The sequence below is a fragment of the Pseudomonas sp. GL-B-26 genome, from assembly GCF_019947405.1.
Lineage (GTDB): Bacteria > Pseudomonadota > Gammaproteobacteria > Pseudomonadales > Pseudomonadaceae > Aquipseudomonas.
In genome coordinates, this window is the sequence record NZ_JAGYGJ010000028.1 from 32,502 (window position 1) to 53,092 (window position 20,591).

Below are 20,591 nucleotides of genomic sequence, written 5' to 3' on the forward strand. Positions count from 1 at the left end.
CAGCAAGTCAGGACAGGTAAATAAGTCCTACAACTCAAAAATACCTCTCCTACAAGCGCCGACTCAGGCATCCACCATCGCCATCGCCTCCTCGACATCCACTGCCACCAGACGCGAACAACCCGGCTCGTGCATCGTCACCCCCATCAGTTGCTCGGCCATTTCCATGGCGATCTTGTTGTGGGTGATATAGATGAACTGCACCGTCTGCGACATCTCTTTGACCAGCCGTGCGTAGCGTCCAACGTTAGCGTCATCCAATGGCGCGTCAACTTCATCGAGCATGCAGAACGGCGCCGGATTCAACTTGAAGATGGCAAAAACCAGAGCCAGGGCCGTCAGGGCTTTTTCGCCACCGGAGAGCAAATGGATGGTGCTGTTCTTCTTTCCTGGCGGCTGCGCCATGATCGTTACCCCTGTATCGAGTAGATCTTCGCCCGTCAGTTCCAAATACGCGCGGCCTCCACCGAAAACTTTTGGGAAAAGGGCCTGTAAACCGCCATTGATCTGATCAAAGGTATCTTTGAAACGGTTTCGGGTTTCCTTGTCGATCTTGCGAATCACGTTTTCGAGCGTATCCAGCGCCTCGACCAGATCGTCGTTCTGCGCATCCAGATAACGTTTACGCTCGGATTGTTGCTGGTATTCGTCGATGGCCGCCAGGTTGATCGCACCGAGACGCTGAATCCGCGCGGCAATGCGCTCGAGCTCTTCTTCGGCGTCCTTTTCATTGGCTTCAGCCGTCAGCGTGGCGAGCACGCCATGCAGATCGTAGCCGTCTTCGAGCAACTGATCTTCGAGCGTCTTGCGGCGCACGGTCAGGGCTTGCCATTCCATGCGCTGGGTTTCCATCTGCCCACGAATCAACTGCGATTGCTGCTCGGCCTGGTTGCGACGTTTTTCCGCGTCGCGCAGTTCACGGTCGGCGTCTTCCAGAGCGATCTGCGCAGTCTTGAGTTCTTCGTCGACGGTCATGCGCTTGTCGAGCAACTCTTCAAGTTTGAGGCGCAACTCTTCCAGCGGCGCCTCGCCCTCCTCCAGGTTGAGACTCAGCTGTTCGCGCTTCTCGGTCAGGCGCTCGGACTGCATTTCCAGACGCTCCAGCGCCTGACGCGTCGAGTCGTGCTGGGCCTTGAGCGAACCCAGACGCACTGCCAGTTGATGCGCATGATCCTTGTGCTGCCGGGCTTCCTGCCGCACCCGATCAAGTCGCTCGCGCAAGCTGTCGCGCTGGGCCAGCAGCAACTCGCGCTGCTCGGTGTCCAGCGCCATGCTGTCGAGGGCTTCCTGCAATTGCAGACGCGCCTCGCCGATATTTTCGTGTTCCAGAGCGCGTTGCTCAGCCAATTCGGTGAGTTCTTCGTCCAGTCGTGTACGGCGCAAGGTCAGTTGTTCGGCCTTGGCTTTGCCGGCGGACAATTGAGCTTTCAACTCACCTTGCTGACGCGCTTCGTCTTGCAGCAGACGGCGCAGATGTTCGCGACCGTTTTCCTGCTGACGCTGCTGCGCCCTGAGATTCTGAAGTTGGGTTTCCAGGGTTTCAACCGTGGCTTCGCGCTCTTCGCGCTCAAGGCCCAGACGCTGGATTTCCTGACCACGAGCGAGCACACCGCTTTCCGCTTCGCTGGCCCGGCGCACGCGCAAAAAGTGTCGACCGACCCAGTAACCATCGCGACTGATCAGACTCTCACCAGCAGCCAATTGACCACGCAAGGCCAAAGCCTGTTCGAGGCTGTCGACCGGTTTAACCTGCCCCAACCATGGCGCCAGATCGATCTGCGCTTCAACTTTATCGAGCAAGCTGCCGGGCACGCGCACGCCATCACTGGCGGGGCTGAGCAAACGCAAATCGCCCTGGGCAAAACCGGCCAGATCGAAATCGCCGAAGTCATCCACCAACACCGCTTGCAGGTCGGCGCCGAGCACGGTTTCCACCGCCAGCTCCCAACCTGCCTCGACTTTCAGGCCTTCGGCCAGACGTGGACGGTCCGCCAAATGCTGTTCGCGCAGCCATTCAGCGGTGCCCGTGCCGGGATCGAGAGCGGCTTGCTGCAAGGCTTCAAGGGAGGCGAGGCGACCATTCAGACGCTGCAAATCGCCCTGAGCCTGTTGCTGATTTTGCAGCGCTAATTGCAATTCCTGACGCAGTTGCTCAAGGCGTTCGACCTGGGCTTCTTCACTGGCCTGTAAATCTTCCAGCGTCGCTTCACTCGCGGCCAATTGCTCGCTGAGTTCCATGATCGCCGCGTCTTCCGGGTCTGCCGAGAGCAACGCTCGCTCTTCGCCGAGACGCTTTTGACGATCGGCCAGGCGCTCCATGCTGGTTTCCAGCTGCTGGATCCGCGACTGCTGAACTTCGGATTGGCGACGCGGCTCGGCGGCCGTCAGGTTGAAGGTGTCCCACTGCTCTTGCCAGGCGTGCATGGTGGTTTCGGAGTCTTCCAGCGCGGCGGCGGCCTCTTCGGCGGCGGCGCTGGTGACTTCCTGTTCGGGGGTGAGCATGTCCAGCTCTTCGCCCAGCGTCAGCAGCAAGGTGCGGTCGTGACCCAGGTGAGATTCGGTTTCCAGACGTGCGCGTTCGGCTTCTTTCAGGTCGTCCTGCAATTGGCGCAAACGCTGCTGACCGTGCTGAATACTCTGCTCGACCCGGGCGATGTCGCCGCCGACCGAATAGAAGCGCCCCTGCACCAGATTGAAGCGTTCGGACAGGTCGTGGTGCCCGTCACGCAAGCGTTCGATAGCTGCATCGGCATTGCGCTGCTCGGCGACCAGCGCTTCGAAGGTGACTTCCTGATTGCCGATGATTGCTTCGCGCTGACCGACCTGTTCATTCAACGCCTGCCAGCGCAGAGCCGACAGCTGGGCCTTGAGCTGACGCTCCTCGCCCTTGTATTCCTGATACTTCTTCGCGGCCTCGGCCTGGCGGTACAAGCGTTCAAGCTGACGCTCGAGTTCTTCGCGCAGGTCGGTCAAGCGGGCCAGGTTCTCGTGGGTGCGGCGGATGCGGTTTTCAGTCTCGCGCCGGCGCTCCTTGTACTTGGAGATGCCTGCCGCTTCTTCAATGAAGTTGCGCAAATCTTCCGGCTTGGACTCGATCAGCTTGGAGATCATCCCCTGCTCGATAATCGAATAGCTGCGCGGGCCCAGGCCTGTACCCAGAAAGATATCGGTGATATCGCGACGGCGGCACTTGGTGCCGTTGAGGTAGTAAGTGGTCTGGCTGTCGCGGGTCACTTTGCGACGAATGGAAATTTCCGCGTAGGCCGCGTATTCGCCGAGCAGGGTGCCGTCGGAGTTATCGAACACCAGCTCGATGCTCGCCTGACTCACCGGTTTACGGCTGGTCGAGCCGTTGAAGATGACGTCGGTCATCGACTCGCCGCGCAGGTTCTTGGCCGAACTCTCGCCCATCACCCAACGCACGGCGTCGATGATGTTCGACTTGCCGCAACCATTGGGCCCGACCACTGCCGCCATGTTACTGGGGAAGTTCACCGTGGTCGGGTCGACAAAGGATTTGAACCCTGCCAGTTTGATGCACTTTAGCCGCACGCTTAAGCGTCCGTCAGGGCAGAAACCACCAGATCACTGCTGCGCTGGGCATACGCCGTCAGCACAATGCGGATCTGCGGAAAATCACGGGCCAGCACGGCGGCGAGCAAGCGTTCGAACAACTCCAGGAACTCGCTCATCGAGGCCTTGCGCTGTTCCAGGGCGAGGAAATACGCGCGGCTCATGGCCGGCTGCAGATTCTCGACGGTTTCCTGCAAGTACGGATTGTTGGCGAACGGATACGCGGCGCGCATCACACTGAAGCTGTCGTCGACAAAGGTGCGAATGTCCTGACGCTCGTAACTGGCGGTCAGACGCTGCTGGATTTGCACGAACGGCGCCATGTCGGCCTGGACTTGCCAGCCGCTGGCCACTGCATTGCCCAGCAGAATGTAAAGCTCACTCATCAGCGTGCACAGGCTCTGGACCTTGTGAACCGTGAGTTCGGTCACGTGGGCGCCACGTCGCGGCAGGATCGCGATCAGGTGGCGGCGCTCGAGGATCAGCAAGGCTTCACGGACCGAACCGCGGCTGACATTGAGGGCCAGCGTGACCTTCTGTTCCTGGATGCGCTCCCCGGGCTTCATTTCGCCACGAATGATGCGTTCGGCGAGGTGGTGAGCAATTTGCTCGGCGAGGCTGTCCGGCGCCTTGAACGTCATGGTTGTCCTTCAAACTCTTCGATCTGCACAAGCGGCGCAGTGTAGCGCACATGAAGGGTCATGGCGGAGTGCCCACTCGGCGGTTTTTGGCACGATTCAAGCAAAAAGCAGGCTATCCCGTGAGGGTCAATAATAAAGGAACGAGTCGTTGATCGACAAAATGCTATTTCCTGACCTTTAAGTCAGAAAATCATTGACCACAAAGTCAGACCTGATAAATTCGGTTCAAGTCGGTTAACAACAATAATGAGTCTGCGAGGCCTTCCGTGATCCAGTTTTTACTTAACCAGGAACTCCGTAGCGAGCACGCCCTGGACCCAAACCTGACCGTGCTCAATTATCTGCGCGACCATGTGGGCAAACCCGGCACCAAAGAAGGCTGCGCCAGCGGTGACTGCGGCGCGTGCACCGTGGTGGTCGGCGAGCTGCAAACGGATGACGATGGCCGCGAACACATTCGCTATCGCAGCCTCAACTCGTGCCTGACGTTCGTTTCGTCACTGCACGGCAAACAATTGATCAGCGTTGAAGACCTCAAGCACCAAGGCGAGCTGCACAGCGTGCAAAAAGCCATGGTCGAGTGCCACGGCTCGCAATGCGGCTTCTGCACACCGGGCTTCGTGATGTCGCTGTTTGCACTGCAAAAGAACAGCGATCAACCGGATGCGCATAAAGCCCACGAAGCGCTGGCCGGCAACCTTTGCCGCTGCACCGGTTATCGGCCGATTCTGGCTGCCGCCGAACAATCCTGCTGCGGCAAGCAAACGGATCAGTTCGACGCCCGTGAAGCCGACACCATCGCTCGCCTCAAAGCCATCGCCCCTACCGATATCGGCGAACTCAACAGTGGCGACAAGCGCTGCCTGGTGCCGCTGACCGTCGCCGATCTGGCTGACCTCTATGACGCTTATCCACAGGCTCGCCTGCTGGCCGGCGGTACGGATCTGGCGCTGGAAGTCACGCAGTTCCACCGCACCCTGCCGGTGATGATTTACGTCGGCAATGTCGCCGAGATGAAGCGCATCGACCGTTTCGACGATCGCCTGGAAATCGGCGCCGCCACCGCCCTCTCCGATTGCTACGAGGCCTTGAAAGCCGAGTACCCGGACTTCGGCGAATTGCTGCAGCGCTTCGCTTCGCTGCAGATCCGCAACCAGGGCACCCTCGGTGGCAACATCGGCAACGCCTCGCCGATCGGTGACTCCCCGCCCCTGTTGATTGCACTCGGCGCGCAGATTGTCCTGTGCAAAGGCGACGTTCGCCGCACGATGGCGCTGGAAGACTACTTCATCGATTACCGGGTCACCGCGCGCCAGGAAAGCGAGTTCATCGAAAAGATCATCGTGCCGCGTGCCAGCGCCGAACAACTGTTCCGCGCCTACAAAGTGTCGAAACGTCTGGACGATGACATTTCCGCTGTCTGTGCCGCGTTCAACCTGCGCATCGACAACGGCGTGATCGCCGACGCCCGCGTCGCCTTCGGCGGCATGGCGGCTACACCAAAACGTGCCAAGGCTTGCGAAGCCGTATTGCTCGGCGCCACCTGGAACAACGACACCGTCGAACGCGCCTGCGCCGCACTGGCCGAAGATTTCACGCCGCTCTCGGATTTCCGTGCCAGCAAGGAATACCGCCTGCTCAGCGCCCAGAACCTGCTGCGTAAATACTTCATCGAACTGCAAACACCGCACATCGAGACTCGGGTGACCGCTTATGTCTAATCATCACACTGTAGAGAAGACCCAAGCCGAACTGGCTGAACTGTTCGCCAAAGACCTGACCACCGGTGTCGGCCGCAGCGTCAAGCACGACAGCGCCGCCAAGCACGTGTCCGGTGAAGCGCAGTACATCGACGACCGACTGGAATTCCCGAACCAGTTGCACGTTTATGCTCGGCTATCAGACCGCGCCCACGCGAAAATCATCAGCATCGACACCAAACCTTGTTACGCCTTTGAAGGCGTGCGCATCGCCATTACGCACGAAGACGTGCCGGGCCTGAAAGACATTGGTCCATTGCTGCCGGGCGATCCGCTACTGGCCATCGACGACGTGCAATTCGTCGGTCAACCGGTGCTCGCTGTCGCGGCGAAGGACCTGGAAACCGCACGCAAAGCCGCCATGGCCGCGATCATCGAATACGAAGATCTGGAGCCGGTGCTGGACGTGGTTGAAGCGCTGCGTAAACGCCACTTTGTGCTCGACAGCCACACGCATCAGCGCGGTGATTCGGCCGGCGCTTTGGCCACTGCCGAGCATCGCATCCAGGGCACGTTGCACATCGGCGGCCAGGAACACTTCTACCTCGAAACCCAAATCTCTTCGGTGATGCCAACCGAAGACGGCGGGATGATTGTCTACTGCTCGACGCAGAACCCCACCGAAGTGCAGAAGCTCGTCGCCGAAGTGCTCGATGTGTCGATGAACAAAATCGTCGTCGACATGCGCCGCATGGGCGGAGGTTTCGGCGGCAAGGAAACTCAGGCCGCCAGCCCTGCGTGCCTGTGCGCAGTGATCGCGCACCTCACCGGCCAGCCGACCAAAATGCGCCTGCCGCGGGTCGAAGACATGCTGATGACCGGCAAGCGTCACCCGTTCTATGTTGAGTACGACGTCGGCTTCGACAGCACCGGTCGGCTGCACGGCATCGCCCTGGAACTGGCCGGCAACTGCGGTTGCTCGCCGGACCTGTCGGCGTCGATTGTCGACCGTGCGATGTTCCACGCCGACAACTCGTACTACCTGGGCGACGCGACCATCAACGGTCACCGCTGCAAGACCAACACCGCGTCGAACACCGCTTACCGTGGTTTCGGTGGCCCGCAAGGCATGGTCGCTATCGAAGAAGTGATGGACGCCATCGCCCGCCATCTGGCCCTCGATCCGCTGGCGGTGCGCAAGGCCAACTACTACGGAAAGACCGAGCGCAACGTCACCCATTACTACCAGACCGTCGAGCACAACATGCTCGAGGAAATGACCGCCGAACTCGAAGAAAGCAGCCAGTACGCCGAGCGCCGCGAAGCGATTCGTCGCTACAACGCCAACAGCCCGATCCTGAAAAAAGGCCTGGCGCTGACCCCGGTGAAATTCGGTATTTCCTTCACCGCCAGCTTCCTCAACCAGGCCGGTGCGCTGATCCATGTCTACACCGATGGCAGCATCCACCTGAACCATGGCGGCACTGAAATGGGCCAGGGTCTGAACACCAAAGTCGCGCAGGTTGTGGCCGAAGTGTTCCAGGTGGAAATGGACCGCGTGCAGATCACCGCGACCAACACCGACAAGGTGCCGAACACCTCGCCGACCGCGGCTTCCAGTGGTGCCGACCTGAACGGTAAAGCGGCGCAGAACGCGGCGGAAATCATCAAGAAGCGCCTGGTTGAATTCGCCGCGCGGCAGTACAAGGTCAGTGAAGAAGACGTGGAATTCCACAATGGCCACGTGCGGGTTCGCGATCACATCCTGACGTTTGAATCGCTGATCCAGCAGGCGTATTTCGCTCAGGTGTCGCTGTCGAGCACCGGGTTCTACAAGACCCCGAAAATCTTCTACGACCGTAGCCAGGCTCGGGGCCGGCCGTTCTATTACTACGCCTTCGGCGCAGCCTGCTGCGAGGTGATCATCGACACTCTCACCGGCGAGTACAAAATGCTGCGCACCGACATCCTCCACGACGTCGGCGACTCACTGAACCCGGCCATCGACATCGGCCAGGTCGAGGGTGGTTTCATCCAGGGCATGGGCTGGCTGACCATGGAAGAACTGGTGTGGAACAACAAGGGCAAACTGATGACCAATGGCCCGGCCAGCTACAAGATCCCGGCGGTGGCGGACATGCCGCTGGACCTGCGTGTAAAGCTGGTGGAAAACCGCAAGAACCCGGAAGACACAGTGTTCCATTCCAAGGCCGTGGGCGAGCCGCCGTTCATGCTCGGCATCGCGTCGTGGTGTGCGATCAAGGACGCCGTGGCCAGTCTTGGCGACTACAAGCATCAACCGAAAATCGACGCACCGGCGACGCCGGAGCGGGTGTTGTGGGGCTGTGAGCAGATGCGCCAGTTGAAGGTGGCGAAGGCTATCGAGGCTGAAGTTGAGTTGGCTTCGCTCTGATACCGAGGCGCGGCCTTCGCGAGCAAGCCCGCTCCCACAGGGGAATGCATTCCAAATGTGAGAGCGGGCTTGCTCGCGAAGAGGCCCGGATAGACAACAGAAATGTTGAGGTGAATATGTACAACTGGATCGACGCCCTCGCCGACCTGCAATCCCAGGGTGAACCCTGCGTGTTGGTGACCATCATCGAAGAACTCGGCTCAACACCGCGTAACGCCGGTTCGAAGATGGTCATCAGCGCCACCCAGACCTTCGACACCATCGGTGGCGGGCATCTGGAATACAAGGCCATGCAGATCGGCCGCGAGATGCTGGCCTGTGGCAAGCAGGACACGCACCTGGAGCGCTTCAGCCTCGGCGCCAGCCTGGGTCAGTGCTGCGGCGGCGTGACGGTGTTGCTGTTCGAACCAATGGGCCAGGTCCAGGCGCAGATTGCCGTGTTCGGTGCCGGCCACGTCGGCCGGGCGCTGGTGCCACTGCTCGCCAGCCTGCCCTGCCGGGTGCGCTGGATCGACTCGCGGGATTCCGAATTCCCGGAACAGATCCCCCACGGCGTACGCAAAATCGTCGCCGAAGAACCGGTGGATGAAGTCGACGACCTGCCCGCCGGCAGCTATTGCATCGTCATGACCCACAATCACCAGCTCGACCTCGAACTCACCGCCGCGATCCTCAAACGCAACGACTTTGCCTACTTCGGCCTGATCGGTTCGAAGACCAAACGGGTGAAGTTCGAACACCGCTTGCGCGACCGTGGTTTCGACAGCGCCGTGCTGCAACGCATGCGCTGCCCGATGGGCATCGGCGAAGTCAAAGGCAAGTTGCCTGTGGAAATCGCCATCTCCATCGCCGGCGAAATCATCGCCACCTATAACGCCAATTTCGGCCAGCACACCGCCAGCGCCGGATCATCGATCGCCAAACTGCTGCCTGCTTCACGCCGCAGCCAAGCCACGAATTGAGAATTTTTATGCCTCTGACTCGCAAAGCCTACCGCGCCGCCATTCTGCACAGCATCGCCGACCCCGCCGAAGTGGGCATCGAAGCCTCGTATGAGTTTTTCGAAGACGGCTTGCTGGTGGTTGATAACGGCCAGATCAGCGCCCTTGGTCACGCCAGCGACTTGCTGCCAACGCTGGCAGCCGACATCGAGATCACCCATTATCAGGACGCGCTGATCACCCCAGGCTTCATCGACACCCACATTCACTTGCCACAAACCGGCATGGTCGGCGCCTACGGCGAGCAGTTGCTGGATTGGCTCAACACCTACACCTTCCCATGCGAAAGCCAGTTCGCCGACAAGGCTCACGCTGACGAAGTCGCAGGCATTTTCATCAAGGAACTGCTGCGCAACGGCACCACTACGGCGCTGGTGTTCGGCAGCGTGCACCCGCAATCGGTGAACTCGTTCTTTGAAGCCGCCGAGCAGCTGGACCTGCGGATGATTGCCGGCAAGGTGATGATGGACCGCAACGCGCCGGACTACCTGACCGACACCGCCGAATCCAGCTATGTCGAAAGCAAGGCGCTGATCGAGCGCTGGCACGGCAAGGGCCGTTTGCACTACGCGGTCACCCCGCGCTTCGCCCCGACCAGCACCCCGGAACAGCTGACCCTCGCCGGCCAGTTGCTCAGCGAATTCCCTGACCTGTACATGCAGACTCACATCAGCGAAAACCTCAAGGAAGTCGAGTGGGTCAAGGCGCTGTTCCCTGAGCGCAAGGGCTACCTGGACGTCTACGACCATTACAAGCTGCTCGGCGAGCGCTCGGTATTCGCCCACGGCGTGCACCTGTGCGATGACGAATGCGCGCGACTGGCGGAAACCGGCTCGGCGATCGCCTTCTGCCCGACGTCGAACTTCTTCCTCGGCAGCGGTTTGTTCAACCTGCCGATGGCCGAGAAGCACAAGTTGAATGTCGGCCTCGGTACGGACGTCGGCGGCGGCACCAGTTTCTCGCTGCTGCAAACGTTGAATGAAGCGTACAAGGTCATGCAGATGCAAGGCGCACGGTTGAGCCCGTTCAAGTCGCTGTACCTGGCCACCCTCGGTGGTGCGCGTGCGCTGCGTCTGGAAGACAAGATCGGCACCCTGCAACCGGGCACTGATGCGGACTTCCTGGTGCTGGACTACAACGCCACGCCGCTGCTCAGCTATCGCTTGAAGCAGGCCAATAACATTGCCGAGACGTTGTTTGTATTGATGACGCTTGGGGATGACCGGACCGTGTTGCAGACGTATGCGGCGGGGAATCAGGTGCATCAGCGTTAAGATCTTTCGGGCATAAAAAATCCCCCGTCGCTTTTCAGCACGGGGGATTTTTATTGCCAGTCACATCGCCTTCGCGAGCAAGCCCGCTCCCACAGTTGAAATGCATTCCCCTGTGGGAGTGGGCTTGCTCGCGAAGGGCGCGCTGCGGTGTCACTTACAACTTGGCTGCAGGCCGCCCTGGCTTCTTGGTCTGCAACAAATGCGAGAACACCGCATGCAAATCATCCGACGCGCTTTCTTCGTCGAGGTTGAGTTTGCTGTCGATGTGATCCATGTGATGCATCATCAGGTCCACTGCCAGCTCAGCGTTGCGCGCTTCGATAGCGTCGATCAGCTGGGTGTGCTCGTCGTAGGAACAGTGGGAGCGATTGCCGCTTTCATACTGGGCAATGATCAACGACGTCTGGGACACCAGGCTGCGCTGAAAGCTGATCAGCGGTGCGTTTTTCGCCGCTTCGGCCAACTTCAAGTGGAACTCGCCCGACAGACGAATACCGGCGCCGCGATCGCCACGGGAGAAGCTGTCGCGCTCGTCGTTGACCATCTGGCGCAAGTCGGCAATCTCCTCGGCAGTGGCATGCTGCACCGCCAATTCAGTGATCGCACGCTCCACCAGACGCCGGGCCATGAACACCTGGCGAGCCTCTTCGACACTCGGGCTGGCGACGACAGCGCCACGATTCGGACGCAGCAGCACGACGCCTTCATGGGCCAGGCGCGACAGCGCGCGGCGAATGATGGTGCGACTGACCCCGAAAATTTCCCCCAGCGCTTCTTCGCTCAACTTGGTGCCGGGCGCCAGACGCTGTTCGAGGATGGCCTCGAAGATATGCGCGTAGACAATATCGTCCTGGGTACCGCTGCGGCCGGCTTTGCCTGCTCGCGGTTGTTTCTTTAGGGGTTGCAACTGTTCGTTCATGGGCACTCGAGTCGGAAGAACTGCGGCGAATTGACCGTGACTGTAATACGGCACAGTGGGTCGCTGGCAAGTATCGCGTAAAAAACACCGCGATTGTACACAATGGCGGGTGGCAACACGACTGTACGGCTGTTTGCGGCCTCGGCTGTATTGCAACGCCCGGTTACTTTTGAGTTTAGGCTTGAACGCATTGGAAGACTTCACTTCGGAACATTTTCATACGTAAAAAGGAACACCGCTGTCATGAACGACATCACGCACACGCAGCTCCGCCCTTTGGCCGATACGTCGCCTTCTGCGATCGTCGCCGGCTTCATTGCGATGATGACCGGTTACACCAGCTCGCTGGTCCTGATGTTCCAGGCCGGGCAAGCGGCGGGCCTGACCAGCGGGCAGATTTCCTCGTGGATCTGGGCGATCTCGATTGGCATGGCGGTGTGTTCGATTGGCCTGTCTTTGCGCTATCGCACCCCAATCACCATTGCCTGGTCGACACCCGGCGCGGCGTTGCTGATCACCAGTCTGGGTGGCGTGACCTACGGCGAAGCCATTGGCGCCTACATTACCTGCGCGGTGCTGGTGACCATTTGCGGCCTCACAGGCAGCTTCGAACGGCTGGTGAAAAAGATTCCAGCATCATTGGCCGCAGCCTTGTTGGCGGGGATTCTGTTCAAGATCGGCAGCGAAATATTCGTCGCCGCGCAGCATCGCACCGCGCTGGTATTGGGCATGTTCTTCACTTATCTGGTGGTCAAACGCCTGTCGCCGCGTTATGCCGTACTGGCCGCGCTGTTGATCGGGACGGCGCTGTCAGGGTTCATGGGCCTGCTGGATTTCAGTGGCTTCCACCTGGAAGTGGCGACACCGGTCTGGACCACACCGCACTTCTCCCTCGCCGCGACCATCAGCATCGGCATTCCGCTGTTCGTGGTGGCGATGACCTCGCAGAACATGCCCGGTATCGCCGTGCTGCGCGCCGACGGTTACACCGTACCGGCCTCGCCGCTGATCACCACCACCGGCATCGCCTCGTTGCTGCTGGCGCCGTTCGGTTCCCACGGGATCAACCTGGCGGCTATCAGCGCGGCGATTTGCACCGGGCCGCATGCCCATGAAGATCGCAACAAGCGCTACACGGCGGCCGTCTGGTGCGGGATTTTCTACGGGATTGCCGGGGTGTTCGGCGCGACGCTGGCAGCGCTGTTTGCCGCGCTGCCGAAAGAGTTGGTGCTGTCGATTGCGGCACTGGCGTTGTTCGGCTCGATCATCAATGGCTTGAGCATTGCGATGAACGAAGTGAAGGAACGGGAAGCGGCGCTGATTACCTTTATGGTGACGGCGTCGGGGCTGACACTGTTTTCCATCGGTTCGGCGTTCTGGGGGATTGTGGCAGGGGTGTTGACGCTGGTGATTCTGAACTGGCGTAAAAGCTAAAAGCTCGCAGCCTCGTTTCACTCGACAGCTGCTACAGGACAATGCAATCCATGTAGCAGCTGTCGAGTGAAACGAGGCTGCGAGCTCTTGATCTTCCGGACATAAAAAAACGGCGACCCTTGGGTCGCCGTTTTTTACAACATCAAGCTACCGGATTGATCGGCTTTTCCGGGTACCAGACGTCGATCAGCGGGCTGACAGTCGCTTCAGTCAGTTCGCTGCGGCCTTTGAGCCAGGCTTCAACAGCGGCACGCTGCTCTTCGGACACCGAGCCACGCTTCTGCAGGCAAACCAGACCGAAGTCGTCGCCGCCAACATAGCCCAGACCGTTGGCTTCCATGGCTTCTTTCAGGAACGCGTCGAGGAAAGCATCAATGGCTTCATCAGCCAAATCTTCTTTGAAATCCAGGTTCAGTTCGAAACCCAGCTCTTGAAATTCATCGACGCACAGTTTTTTGCGCAGACGCTGGGAACGGTTAGTCGCCATTGGAACAATCCTCATAAGTAATAACGGGCGGCACTTTAGCAGTTTAAGGCGCCGATTGCCCGTCTCTCTGGGTTGCAAGCCCTACCGTCGGTAAAAAATAGCGGATTAGAAGGCCAGGGCACGGCACAAGCTGCTACACCTTGGGGCATAATGCCGACACTTTCATGACCACTGAGGGAATTTATCTTCATGCCCTCGTTTTTTTCCCCCCTCGGCTGTAGGGTTTTATTTCACATGATCAAATCTTTGCGTCCATTGTTACTGGCCGGTTTTCTGCTCCCTCTGGCCTTCTCTGTTTCCGCCGCCCCGATCAACACCGCGCTGTCGCCCAACGTTGAAAAAGCCCTCAAGGCCAGCAAGATGCAGGACAACGCCCTGTCGCTGGTGATGATCCCGCTCAACGGCCCCGGCACCCCGACCATTTTCAACGCTGACGTCTCTGTCAATCCGGCCTCGACCATGAAACTGGTCACCACTTACGCGGCGCTGGAAATGCTCGGCCCGAACCACCAGTGGAAAACCGAGTTTTACACCGACGGCACGCTCAGCGGCGGCATCCTCAACGGTAACCTCTACCTCAAGGGTGGCGGCGATCCGAAGCTGAACATGGAAAAACTCTGGCTGCTGATGCGTGACCTGCGCGCCAACGGTGTGACGCAAATCACTGGCGACCTGGTGTTGGATCGCAGCTTCTTCGTACAACCGCAATTGCCACAGTTCAACGACGACGGCAATGACGATAACAAGCCGTTCCTGGTCAAACCCGACTCGCTGATGGTCAACCTCAAGGCCCTGCGCTTTGTGGCACGCAACGACAACGGCCGGGTGCTGGTGTCCGTGGAACCGCCGATTGCCACCATTCGCATCGAAAACCAGGTCAAAGCCGTCAACTCCAAGCAATGCACCGGTGGCGTGCGTTACAACCCGGTGACCCAGGCCGATGGCAGCGTGACCGTGACGGTCGGCGGCCAGTTGGGCGAAGGGTGCAGCTCCCAGACTTACCTGTCGCTGCTCGACCACGCGACCTATACCGCAGGCGCCGTGCGGGCGATCTGGAAGGAACTGGGCGGCAGCATTCAGGGCGTGGACCGTTTGGCGCCAACCCCCAAAGACGCCAAGGTCCTGGCTCGGGCCTTCTCGCCGGACCTGGCGGAAATCATCCGCGACATCAACAAATACAGTAACAACACCATGGCCCAGCAGCTGTTCCTGAGCCTGGGTGCGCAGTTCCGCACCGAGGCCGACGGTGACGATGCCAAGGCTGCACAGCGTGTGGTGCGTCAGTGGCTGGCGAAGAAAGGCATCACCGCGCCGCACCTGGTGATGGAGAACGGTTCCGGCCTGTCCCGTGCCGAACGGGTGAGTGCGCGTGAAATGGCCGGCATGCTGCAAGCGGCCTGGAAAAGCCCGTATTCGGCCGAGTTCATCAGTTCGATGCCGATTGCCGGCACCGACGGCACCATGCGCAAACGCCTCAAGACCACTGCGATGCGCGGTGAAGCTCACATCAAGACCGGCACCTTGAATACGGTTCGGGCGATTGCCGGCTTCAGCCGCGACATCAACGGCAATACCTGGGCGGTAGTGGCGATCCTCAACGACAAGGCACCGTTTGGCGCGTCGTCGGTGCTGGATCAGGTGCTACTGGACCTGTATCGCCAGCCGAAACTGCCGGAAACGGCTTCGGTGCTGTAACCCGCCTCTCCAAACACTGGAGATCAAATGTGGGAGCGGCGGTGCGGCGATCCGACTTGCTCGCGAATGCGGTGTGTCATTCAGCATTAATGTCGACTGATACTCCGCATTCGCGAGCAAGCCCGCTCCCACAGGGTTTTGCGTACAGCCGCACCTAACTCATCTCGCCTTCGACCCGATCCCGCCCGGCCAGTTTCGCCGCATACACCCCCGAATCCGCCCGCAGCAGCAGCGCATCCGCGCCCTCCCCGACTCGCCAACTGGCAATCCCGAAACTGGCGGTCACGGTCCCGACGCCTTCGATCGGCGAACTGCGCAACCCTTGCCATAGTTGCAAGGCCAGGACATGGGCATGCTCGCCGTTGATATCCGGGCAAAGCACCATGAATTCCTCGCCACCCAAGCGACAGAACACGTCGGTGCGCCGCAACCGATGACCGATGCGTTCGCACACAATCTGCAACACCCGATCGCCGACCGCGTGGCCATGCTGGTCATTGATGCGTTTGAAGTGGTCGATATCGAGCATGATCACCGACAGTTCGCCGCCACCGCGTTCGACCCGGACCATTTCGGTGGTCAGGCGTTCCTGGAAATAGCGGCGGTTGTGGATCCCGGTCAGGGAGTCGGTGATCGATAGCGCCCGCAGTTCTTCTTCCACCCGTTTCAAGTCGGAGATGTCCGAGACATAGCCGTGCCAGAGCACGCCGCCACCGGGCAATTCCTCCGGCGTCGCCTCGCCACGAACCCAGCGCAGGCCGCGCAGGGGCAGCTGCACGCGGTATTCCTCGCGCCAAGGGCTGAGGGTGTCCGCCGACGCCCGGATCGAAGCGCGGACCCGGGTGGTGTCCTGCGGATGAATCCGAGTGAAAATCGCTTCGGCGTTGAACAACAGCACATCCGGTTCAAGTTCGTAGATCTCGCGAATACCGTCGCTGGCGTAGATCACGCTGAAGCGCCCATCGAACTCCATCTTGAACTGGTAGATCCCGCCGGGCACATGGGCGCTGAGTTTCTTCAACAACAGGTCCCGTGCCGCCAGGGCCTCGTGGACCCGCTTGCGTTCGGTGATGTCGATACAGATCGCCAGGTGCCCGACCCACAAGCCTTGCTCGTCGAGGACCGGGGTCGCCAGCATGTTCACCGTCAAATGGCTGGCGTCGCCACGCAGCAGCGTCCATTCCCGCGCCTCATGACCACCCTCCTCGCCGCCCTCGACCAACATCGCCTGGCAGGTCGGTATCGGTTTGCCATAGCGCGCGCTCAACTCCGCCGAACGTGCCAGGAGCTCTCGGGGCAGGTGCAGGTTTTCCAGGGTCATGTGGCCCACCACCTCAGCGCTGGTGTAGCCAAGCATTTGCTCGGCACCGGCATTAAAGGTTTGGATAACCCCGCGCAGATCAGTGGCGATGATCGCCACTTGGGTCGCGGCATTCAGCACGCCACGCAACTGGCCATGGGTGCCGCGCAACTCCTGCTCGCGGGCGCGCAGTTCCTGAGTCCGTTGCTCGACCATTTTCAGCGCCCGTCGACGCTGACTGACCAGCACATAAAGCAAGGCACTGAGCAACAGACTGAGCAAACTGCCCAGCACCACCAGGGTGGTCACCGAAGAGTGATTGGCTCGCAGGAAGGCATCGCTGGGCTGAATGTCGACTTGATAGTCATGGTCGGCAAGCCGTAACAGCCGGGACGCAGCCAACTCACTGGGGGCCGAGGTGTTGGGGGACTCATAAAGCACTTCGTGCTGATCGTCTGTGGATAAGTCGAGGATGCGCACCGAAAGGTAGTCACGGCCCGCCTCCGGCAGCCCGTCCGCCAGCAACTGATGCATGCTGATCACAGCCATGACATAACCGTACGATTTCACCCCCGCCGTAGCCGGACTATTGCGCAGCAACACCGGTGCGACCAGCAGCACGCCGCGCGCATAGGCCGGTTCGATACTGACCAGATGCATCGGCTGCGATACCGCCATGCCGCCGTGCTGATCGGCCCGTTCAAGGGTGGAACGGCGCAAGGGTTGAGCCCACAAGTCGTAGCCCAGCGGCGAACCCAGTTTGCTTTGGGTCTGGCTATACAGCACCGCCACGTACTCATCCCGTTCGGCCGCCAGTTGCAGTTGGCCGTCGGCATTGAGTTCGCGCAGGGTGAACTCGGGTAAACCCTCTGCACGCACCTTGCGTTCAAATTCCGTTCGTTCGGCACCGGTTACCCGCTTGGCGAAGGAATAGGCCTGAGTCCGGTGCAGCAGCGGTTGGGTGTAACCGTCGAACTCCGCGCGGGAGACCGAGTCGGAATTGGCAAAGAACCGGCGCAGGCCATCGAGGCGCTGCTCCTGATCTTCGAAGCGTTCTTCGATACGGCTGTAACGTTCACTGGCCAGCAGTTGGAAACGTTGCCGCAATTGATGTTGGAACAGATTCAGCGTCGACCACGCCAGCAATCCCGTGAGAATTCCGCCGACAACCAATACCAGCAGTGCGACCAGCCAGGCCGAGACATCTTCACTGATAAAACCCAGGATCTTCGGGCGCACGGCGTGCAACGACATAGACGCAACTCAAAACGCCAGGTGCGGGAAAGCCCATTGGCCATTTGTTGAGTTATAGCTATTAGCCATCAATTTGACCAGCACAGAAAGAAGCCAAGAGCCTTTAAAAATCAAGGCTCTGTGGATCCAATTCCTTCAAGTGTCAACGTGCCGTGATTTTCCAGGCACGGTGGATTTTGCCATTACGGGCGAAATCCGGATCGATGGTCTGGGCGGTGATTTCCTCGACCGCATAACGCTCGGCAAGGTTTTCCTCGAGCTGGAACTTGCGGAAGTTATTGGAGAAGTACAACACGCCGCCCGGGGCCAGACGCGCCATGGCCAGGTCGATCAATTGCACCTGGTCACGCTGCACGTCGAAGATCCCTTCCATGCGCTTGGAGTTGGAGAACGTCGGCGGATCAATGAAGATCAGGTCATATTCGTCACGGCAGGCGTCGAGCCAAGCCATCACGTCGCCCTGCTCCAGACGGTTCTTCTCGGAGAAACCGTTCAGCGACAGGTTTCGACGCGCCCAGTCCAGATAGGTTTTCGACAGGTCGACGCTGGTGGTGCTGCGCGCGCCGCCCTTGGCTGCGTGAACACTGGCGGTTGCGGTGTAGCTATACAGGTTGAGGAAGCGCTTGCCGGCCGCCTCTTTCTGGATCCGCATGCGCATTGGCCGGTGATCGAGGAACAGCCCGGTGTCGAGGTAGTCGGTGAGGTTGACCAGCAGCTTCACGCCACCTTCGTTGACCTCGACGAACTTGCCCTGTGCCGCTTGGCGTTCGTATTGCTTGGTGCCGCTCTGACGCTCGCGACGTTTGACCACCACGCGGCTCTTGTCGATGTTCAGGGCCTGCGGAATGGCAGCCAGGGCATCGAACATACGTGCCGAGGCTTTTTCCGGATCGATGGATTTCGGCGCGGCGTATTCCTGGACGTGGACCCAATCCTGATACAGGTCGATGGCCATGGAATATTCCGGCATGTCGGCATCGTAGACGCGGTAGCAGTCGATACCTTCACGCTTGACCCACTTGCCGAGGGCCTTGAGGTTCTTTTGCAGACGGTTGGCAAACATCTGCCCGCCTTCGCTCAAGCGCGGCTGCTCGATCACCACCGGTGCCGGTTTGATCGGGTTGCCGTTCTTGTTGTACTTCTCGTACTTGCCGGGTGCTACGTCGTTGTCTGCGACTTCGACTTCGGCTTGTTCACGCTCGACCTGACGCTGTTCCGGGGTGCGACGTTCGCCAGTGACAAACTGGTCTGGAGTGACCTTGATCAGCAGCAACTTGCACGGCAACGCGCCGTTCCAGAACGAATACTGTTTGTGGCTGCGGATGCCCATGCGCTTGCCCAGGTCCGGGGCGCCGGTGAATACCGCGGCTTCCCAGTTCAAGCAAGCCTGACGCAGACGTTCGCCGAGGTTCTGGTAGAGATAGAGCAAGCTCGCCTCGTCACCCAGACGTTCGCCGTACGGTGGGTTGCAGATCACCAGGCCTTTCTGGTTCTGGTCCGGACGTGGCTCGAACGTCCCGACTTCGCCCTGGTAAATCTTGATCCACTCGCTCAGGCCGGCACGCTCAACGTTGTTGCGGCCCGGTTGAATCAGGCGTGGATCGGCTTCATAACCGCGAATCCACAGCGGTGGCTTGGCCAAACCGGCCGCGCAACGCTCAGTGGCTTCTTCGTGAAGCTTTTTCCACAGCGCCGGGACGTGACCGAGCCAGGCTGTGAAACCCCACTGCTCGCGACGCAGGTTCGGCGCCATGTCGGCGGCGATCATCGCGGCTTCGACGAGGAACGTACCGACACCGCACATCGGGTCAGCCAGCGCGCCGCCATCAGCCGCAATGCGTGGCCAGCCGGAACGGATCAGGATTGCGGCCGCGAGGTTTTCCTTCAGCGGTGCCGCGCCCTGCTGCAAGCGATAGCCACGCTGGTGCAGGCTGTGGCCCGAGAGGTCGAGGGACAGGATCGCTTCGCCACGGTCCAGGCGCAGGTGAATGCGCAGGTCCGGGTTGAGCTTGTCGATGGACGGACGGTCACCCTGCGGTGTGCGCAGTTTGTCGACGATGGCGTCCTTGACCTTCAAGGCGCCGAAGTGGGTGTTGTCGATGCCCGAGCCGTGACCGCTGAACTCAACGGCCAGGGTGCCGTCGTTGAGCATGTGGTCTTGCCACTCGATATCCAGCACGCCGTGATAAAGGTCTTCGGCATCCTTCATCGGGAAACGCTTGAGCACCAACAGCACCCGGTTCGCCAGGCGCGACCACAGGCACAGGCGATAAGCGGTTTCCATGGTGGCCATGCCGCGCACGGCAGAGGTGTGCTCACGCGCTTCCTCAAGGCCAAGCCCGATGGCTTCCTCGATGAGCAGGCCTTCAAGGCCTTTGGGGCAAGTGAGGAAGAGTTCGAAACGATCGGACATGGTAATTCCAGAGCCTTTAGCTAAGTGAACCGGCAACGCATTGCCGGCCCGGTTTTCAATCAGGCGCTTTTCTAAAAGAGCGCCCGCGTGGCACGAAGGTGTGCCGTCCCACCCCTGCAAGCTCGGGTTAAAAGAGCTTAGATGCAAAGACAGATAAAAAAGTTGATGCAACAAAATGTCATAAGTCGACCCTTCGTCGAATAGTCCCCCTATTCAACAGGAGGCATTCTCATTAAAGGATTAACCCCATCATGCAGCGCGGGGCTGATCATACCGGGGTTTTGCCAATAAACACGGGACAACATCGTGTTACTTATCGCCATACCATCTTTATCGTTACGTCCTTATGACAAAACGATCATTCCCTCGATGTGACGCATTGGTTAGAACTCAACACAGGTTGACGCCGCAATGACGTCAACACCTTGGCTCGCGACGCCGGCAGCGAGCCCCAACGGCAGGAGTTTTTCTGCCAGACCTCAATTGA

The 20,591-nt window shown here is 59.8% G+C and carries 12 protein-coding genes; 6 read left to right on the top strand and 6 right to left on the bottom strand.

Features of this window, described 5'->3' with window-relative positions:
- Positions 1–63: 63 nt before the first annotated feature.
- Together smc and KGB23_RS18750 are read right to left on the bottom strand one after the other, a co-directional pair.
- Complete coding sequence (gene smc / locus KGB23_RS18745) at positions 64–3,552, bottom strand: chromosome segregation protein SMC (RefSeq protein WP_223432127.1); 3,489 nt, start codon at positions 3,550–3,552, stop codon at positions 64–66.
- A gap of 2 nt (positions 3,553–3,554) precedes the next feature.
- A complete protein-coding gene (locus KGB23_RS18750; RefSeq protein ID WP_046047881.1) occupies positions 3,555–4,214 on the bottom strand; it encodes a GntR family transcriptional regulator in 660 nt (219 codons plus the stop codon).
- A gap of 266 nt (positions 4,215–4,480) precedes the next feature.
- Here KGB23_RS18750 and xdhA point away from each other — a divergent pair, with 266 nt between their 5' ends.
- The 4 genes from xdhA to guaD all read left to right on the top strand — a co-directional run bounded on the left by xdhA (position 4,481) and on the right by guaD (position 10,602).
- The gene (gene xdhA / locus KGB23_RS18755) at positions 4,481–5,935 is read left to right on the top strand and encodes a xanthine dehydrogenase small subunit (protein WP_223432128.1); all 1,455 of its coding nucleotides are present in this window, start codon (positions 4,481–4,483) and stop codon (positions 5,933–5,935) included.
- Positions 5,928–8,327: a xanthine dehydrogenase molybdopterin binding subunit gene (gene xdhB, locus KGB23_RS18760; RefSeq protein ID WP_223432129.1), complete on the top strand. Its 2,400-nt coding sequence runs from the start codon at positions 5,928–5,930 to the stop codon at positions 8,325–8,327. The genes xdhA and xdhB overlap by 8 nt, the downstream gene beginning before the upstream one ends.
- 116 nt (positions 8,328–8,443) lie before the next feature.
- Entirely contained in the window at positions 8,444–9,289 is an 846-nt protein-coding gene (gene xdhC, locus KGB23_RS18765) for a xanthine dehydrogenase accessory protein XdhC (RefSeq protein ID WP_223432130.1), read from the top strand.
- Between the two features lie 8 nt (positions 9,290–9,297).
- Complete coding sequence (gene guaD / locus KGB23_RS18770) at positions 9,298–10,602, top strand: guanine deaminase (protein ID WP_223432131.1); 1,305 nt, start codon at positions 9,298–9,300, stop codon at positions 10,600–10,602.
- Between the two features lie 154 nt (positions 10,603–10,756).
- Here guaD and KGB23_RS18775 read toward each other — a convergent pair whose 3' ends face one another.
- The gene (locus KGB23_RS18775; RefSeq protein WP_223432132.1) at positions 10,757–11,521 is read right to left on the bottom strand and encodes a GntR family transcriptional regulator; all 765 of its coding nucleotides are present in this window, start codon (positions 11,519–11,521) and stop codon (positions 10,757–10,759) included.
- Between the two features lie 243 nt (positions 11,522–11,764).
- Here KGB23_RS18775 and KGB23_RS18780 point away from each other — a divergent pair, with 243 nt between their 5' ends.
- On the top strand, positions 11,765–12,955 hold the full coding sequence (locus tag KGB23_RS18780) for a benzoate/H(+) symporter BenE family transporter (RefSeq protein WP_223432133.1): 1,191 nt from the start codon (positions 11,765–11,767) through the stop codon (positions 12,953–12,955).
- Positions 12,956–13,097: 142 nt separating this feature from the next.
- On the opposite strand, the gene KGB23_RS18785 is transcribed toward KGB23_RS18780, so the two are convergent.
- A complete protein-coding gene (locus KGB23_RS18785) occupies positions 13,098–13,442 on the bottom strand; it encodes a YggL family protein (RefSeq protein WP_007896965.1) in 345 nt (114 codons plus the stop codon).
- A 234-nt stretch (positions 13,443–13,676) separates the two neighbouring features.
- On the opposite strand from KGB23_RS18785, the gene dacB reads away from it, so the two are divergent.
- Positions 13,677–15,137: a D-alanyl-D-alanine carboxypeptidase/D-alanyl-D-alanine-endopeptidase gene (dacB, locus tag KGB23_RS18790; RefSeq protein WP_223432134.1), complete on the top strand. Its 1,461-nt coding sequence runs from the start codon at positions 13,677–13,679 to the stop codon at positions 15,135–15,137.
- Positions 15,138–15,291: 154 nt separating this feature from the next.
- On the opposite strand, the gene KGB23_RS18795 is transcribed toward dacB, so the two are convergent.
- Positions 15,292–17,691: a GGDEF domain-containing protein gene (locus KGB23_RS18795; RefSeq protein ID WP_223432135.1), complete on the bottom strand. Its 2,400-nt coding sequence runs from the start codon at positions 17,689–17,691 to the stop codon at positions 15,292–15,294.
- A 142-nt stretch (positions 17,692–17,833) separates the two neighbouring features.
- The gene (gene rlmKL, locus KGB23_RS18800; RefSeq protein ID WP_223432136.1) at positions 17,834–20,104 is read right to left on the bottom strand and encodes a bifunctional 23S rRNA (guanine(2069)-N(7))-methyltransferase RlmK/23S rRNA (guanine(2445)-N(2))-methyltransferase RlmL; all 2,271 of its coding nucleotides are present in this window, start codon (positions 20,102–20,104) and stop codon (positions 17,834–17,836) included.
- Positions 20,105–20,591 lie beyond the last annotated feature (487 nt).

Coding starts and splice junctions, on each gene's coding strand:
- KGB23_RS18750 (WP_046047881.1), bottom strand. CDS start 4,214: ATGACGTTCAAGGCGCCGGACAGCCTCGCCGAGCAAATTGCTCACCAC.
- xdhB (WP_223432129.1), top strand. CDS start 5,928: ATGTCTAATCATCACACTGTAGAGAAGACCCAAGCCGAACTGGCTGAA.
- xdhC (WP_223432130.1), top strand. CDS start 8,444: ATGTACAACTGGATCGACGCCCTCGCCGACCTGCAATCCCAGGGTGAA.
- guaD (WP_223432131.1), top strand. CDS start 9,298: ATGCCTCTGACTCGCAAAGCCTACCGCGCCGCCATTCTGCACAGCATC.
- KGB23_RS18775 (WP_223432132.1), bottom strand. CDS start 11,521: ATGAACGAACAGTTGCAACCCCTAAAGAAACAACCGCGAGCAGGCAAA.
- KGB23_RS18780 (WP_223432133.1), top strand. CDS start 11,765: ATGAACGACATCACGCACACGCAGCTCCGCCCTTTGGCCGATACGTCG.
- KGB23_RS18785 (WP_007896965.1), bottom strand. CDS start 13,442: ATGGCGACTAACCGTTCCCAGCGTCTGCGCAAAAAACTGTGCGTCGAT.
- dacB (WP_223432134.1), top strand. CDS start 13,677: ATGATCAAATCTTTGCGTCCATTGTTACTGGCCGGTTTTCTGCTCCCT.
- KGB23_RS18795 (WP_223432135.1), bottom strand. CDS start 17,691: ATGTCGTTGCACGCCGTGCGCCCGAAGATCCTGGGTTTTATCAGTGAA.
- rlmKL (WP_223432136.1), bottom strand. CDS start 20,104: ATGTCCGATCGTTTCGAACTCTTCCTCACTTGCCCCAAAGGCCTTGAA.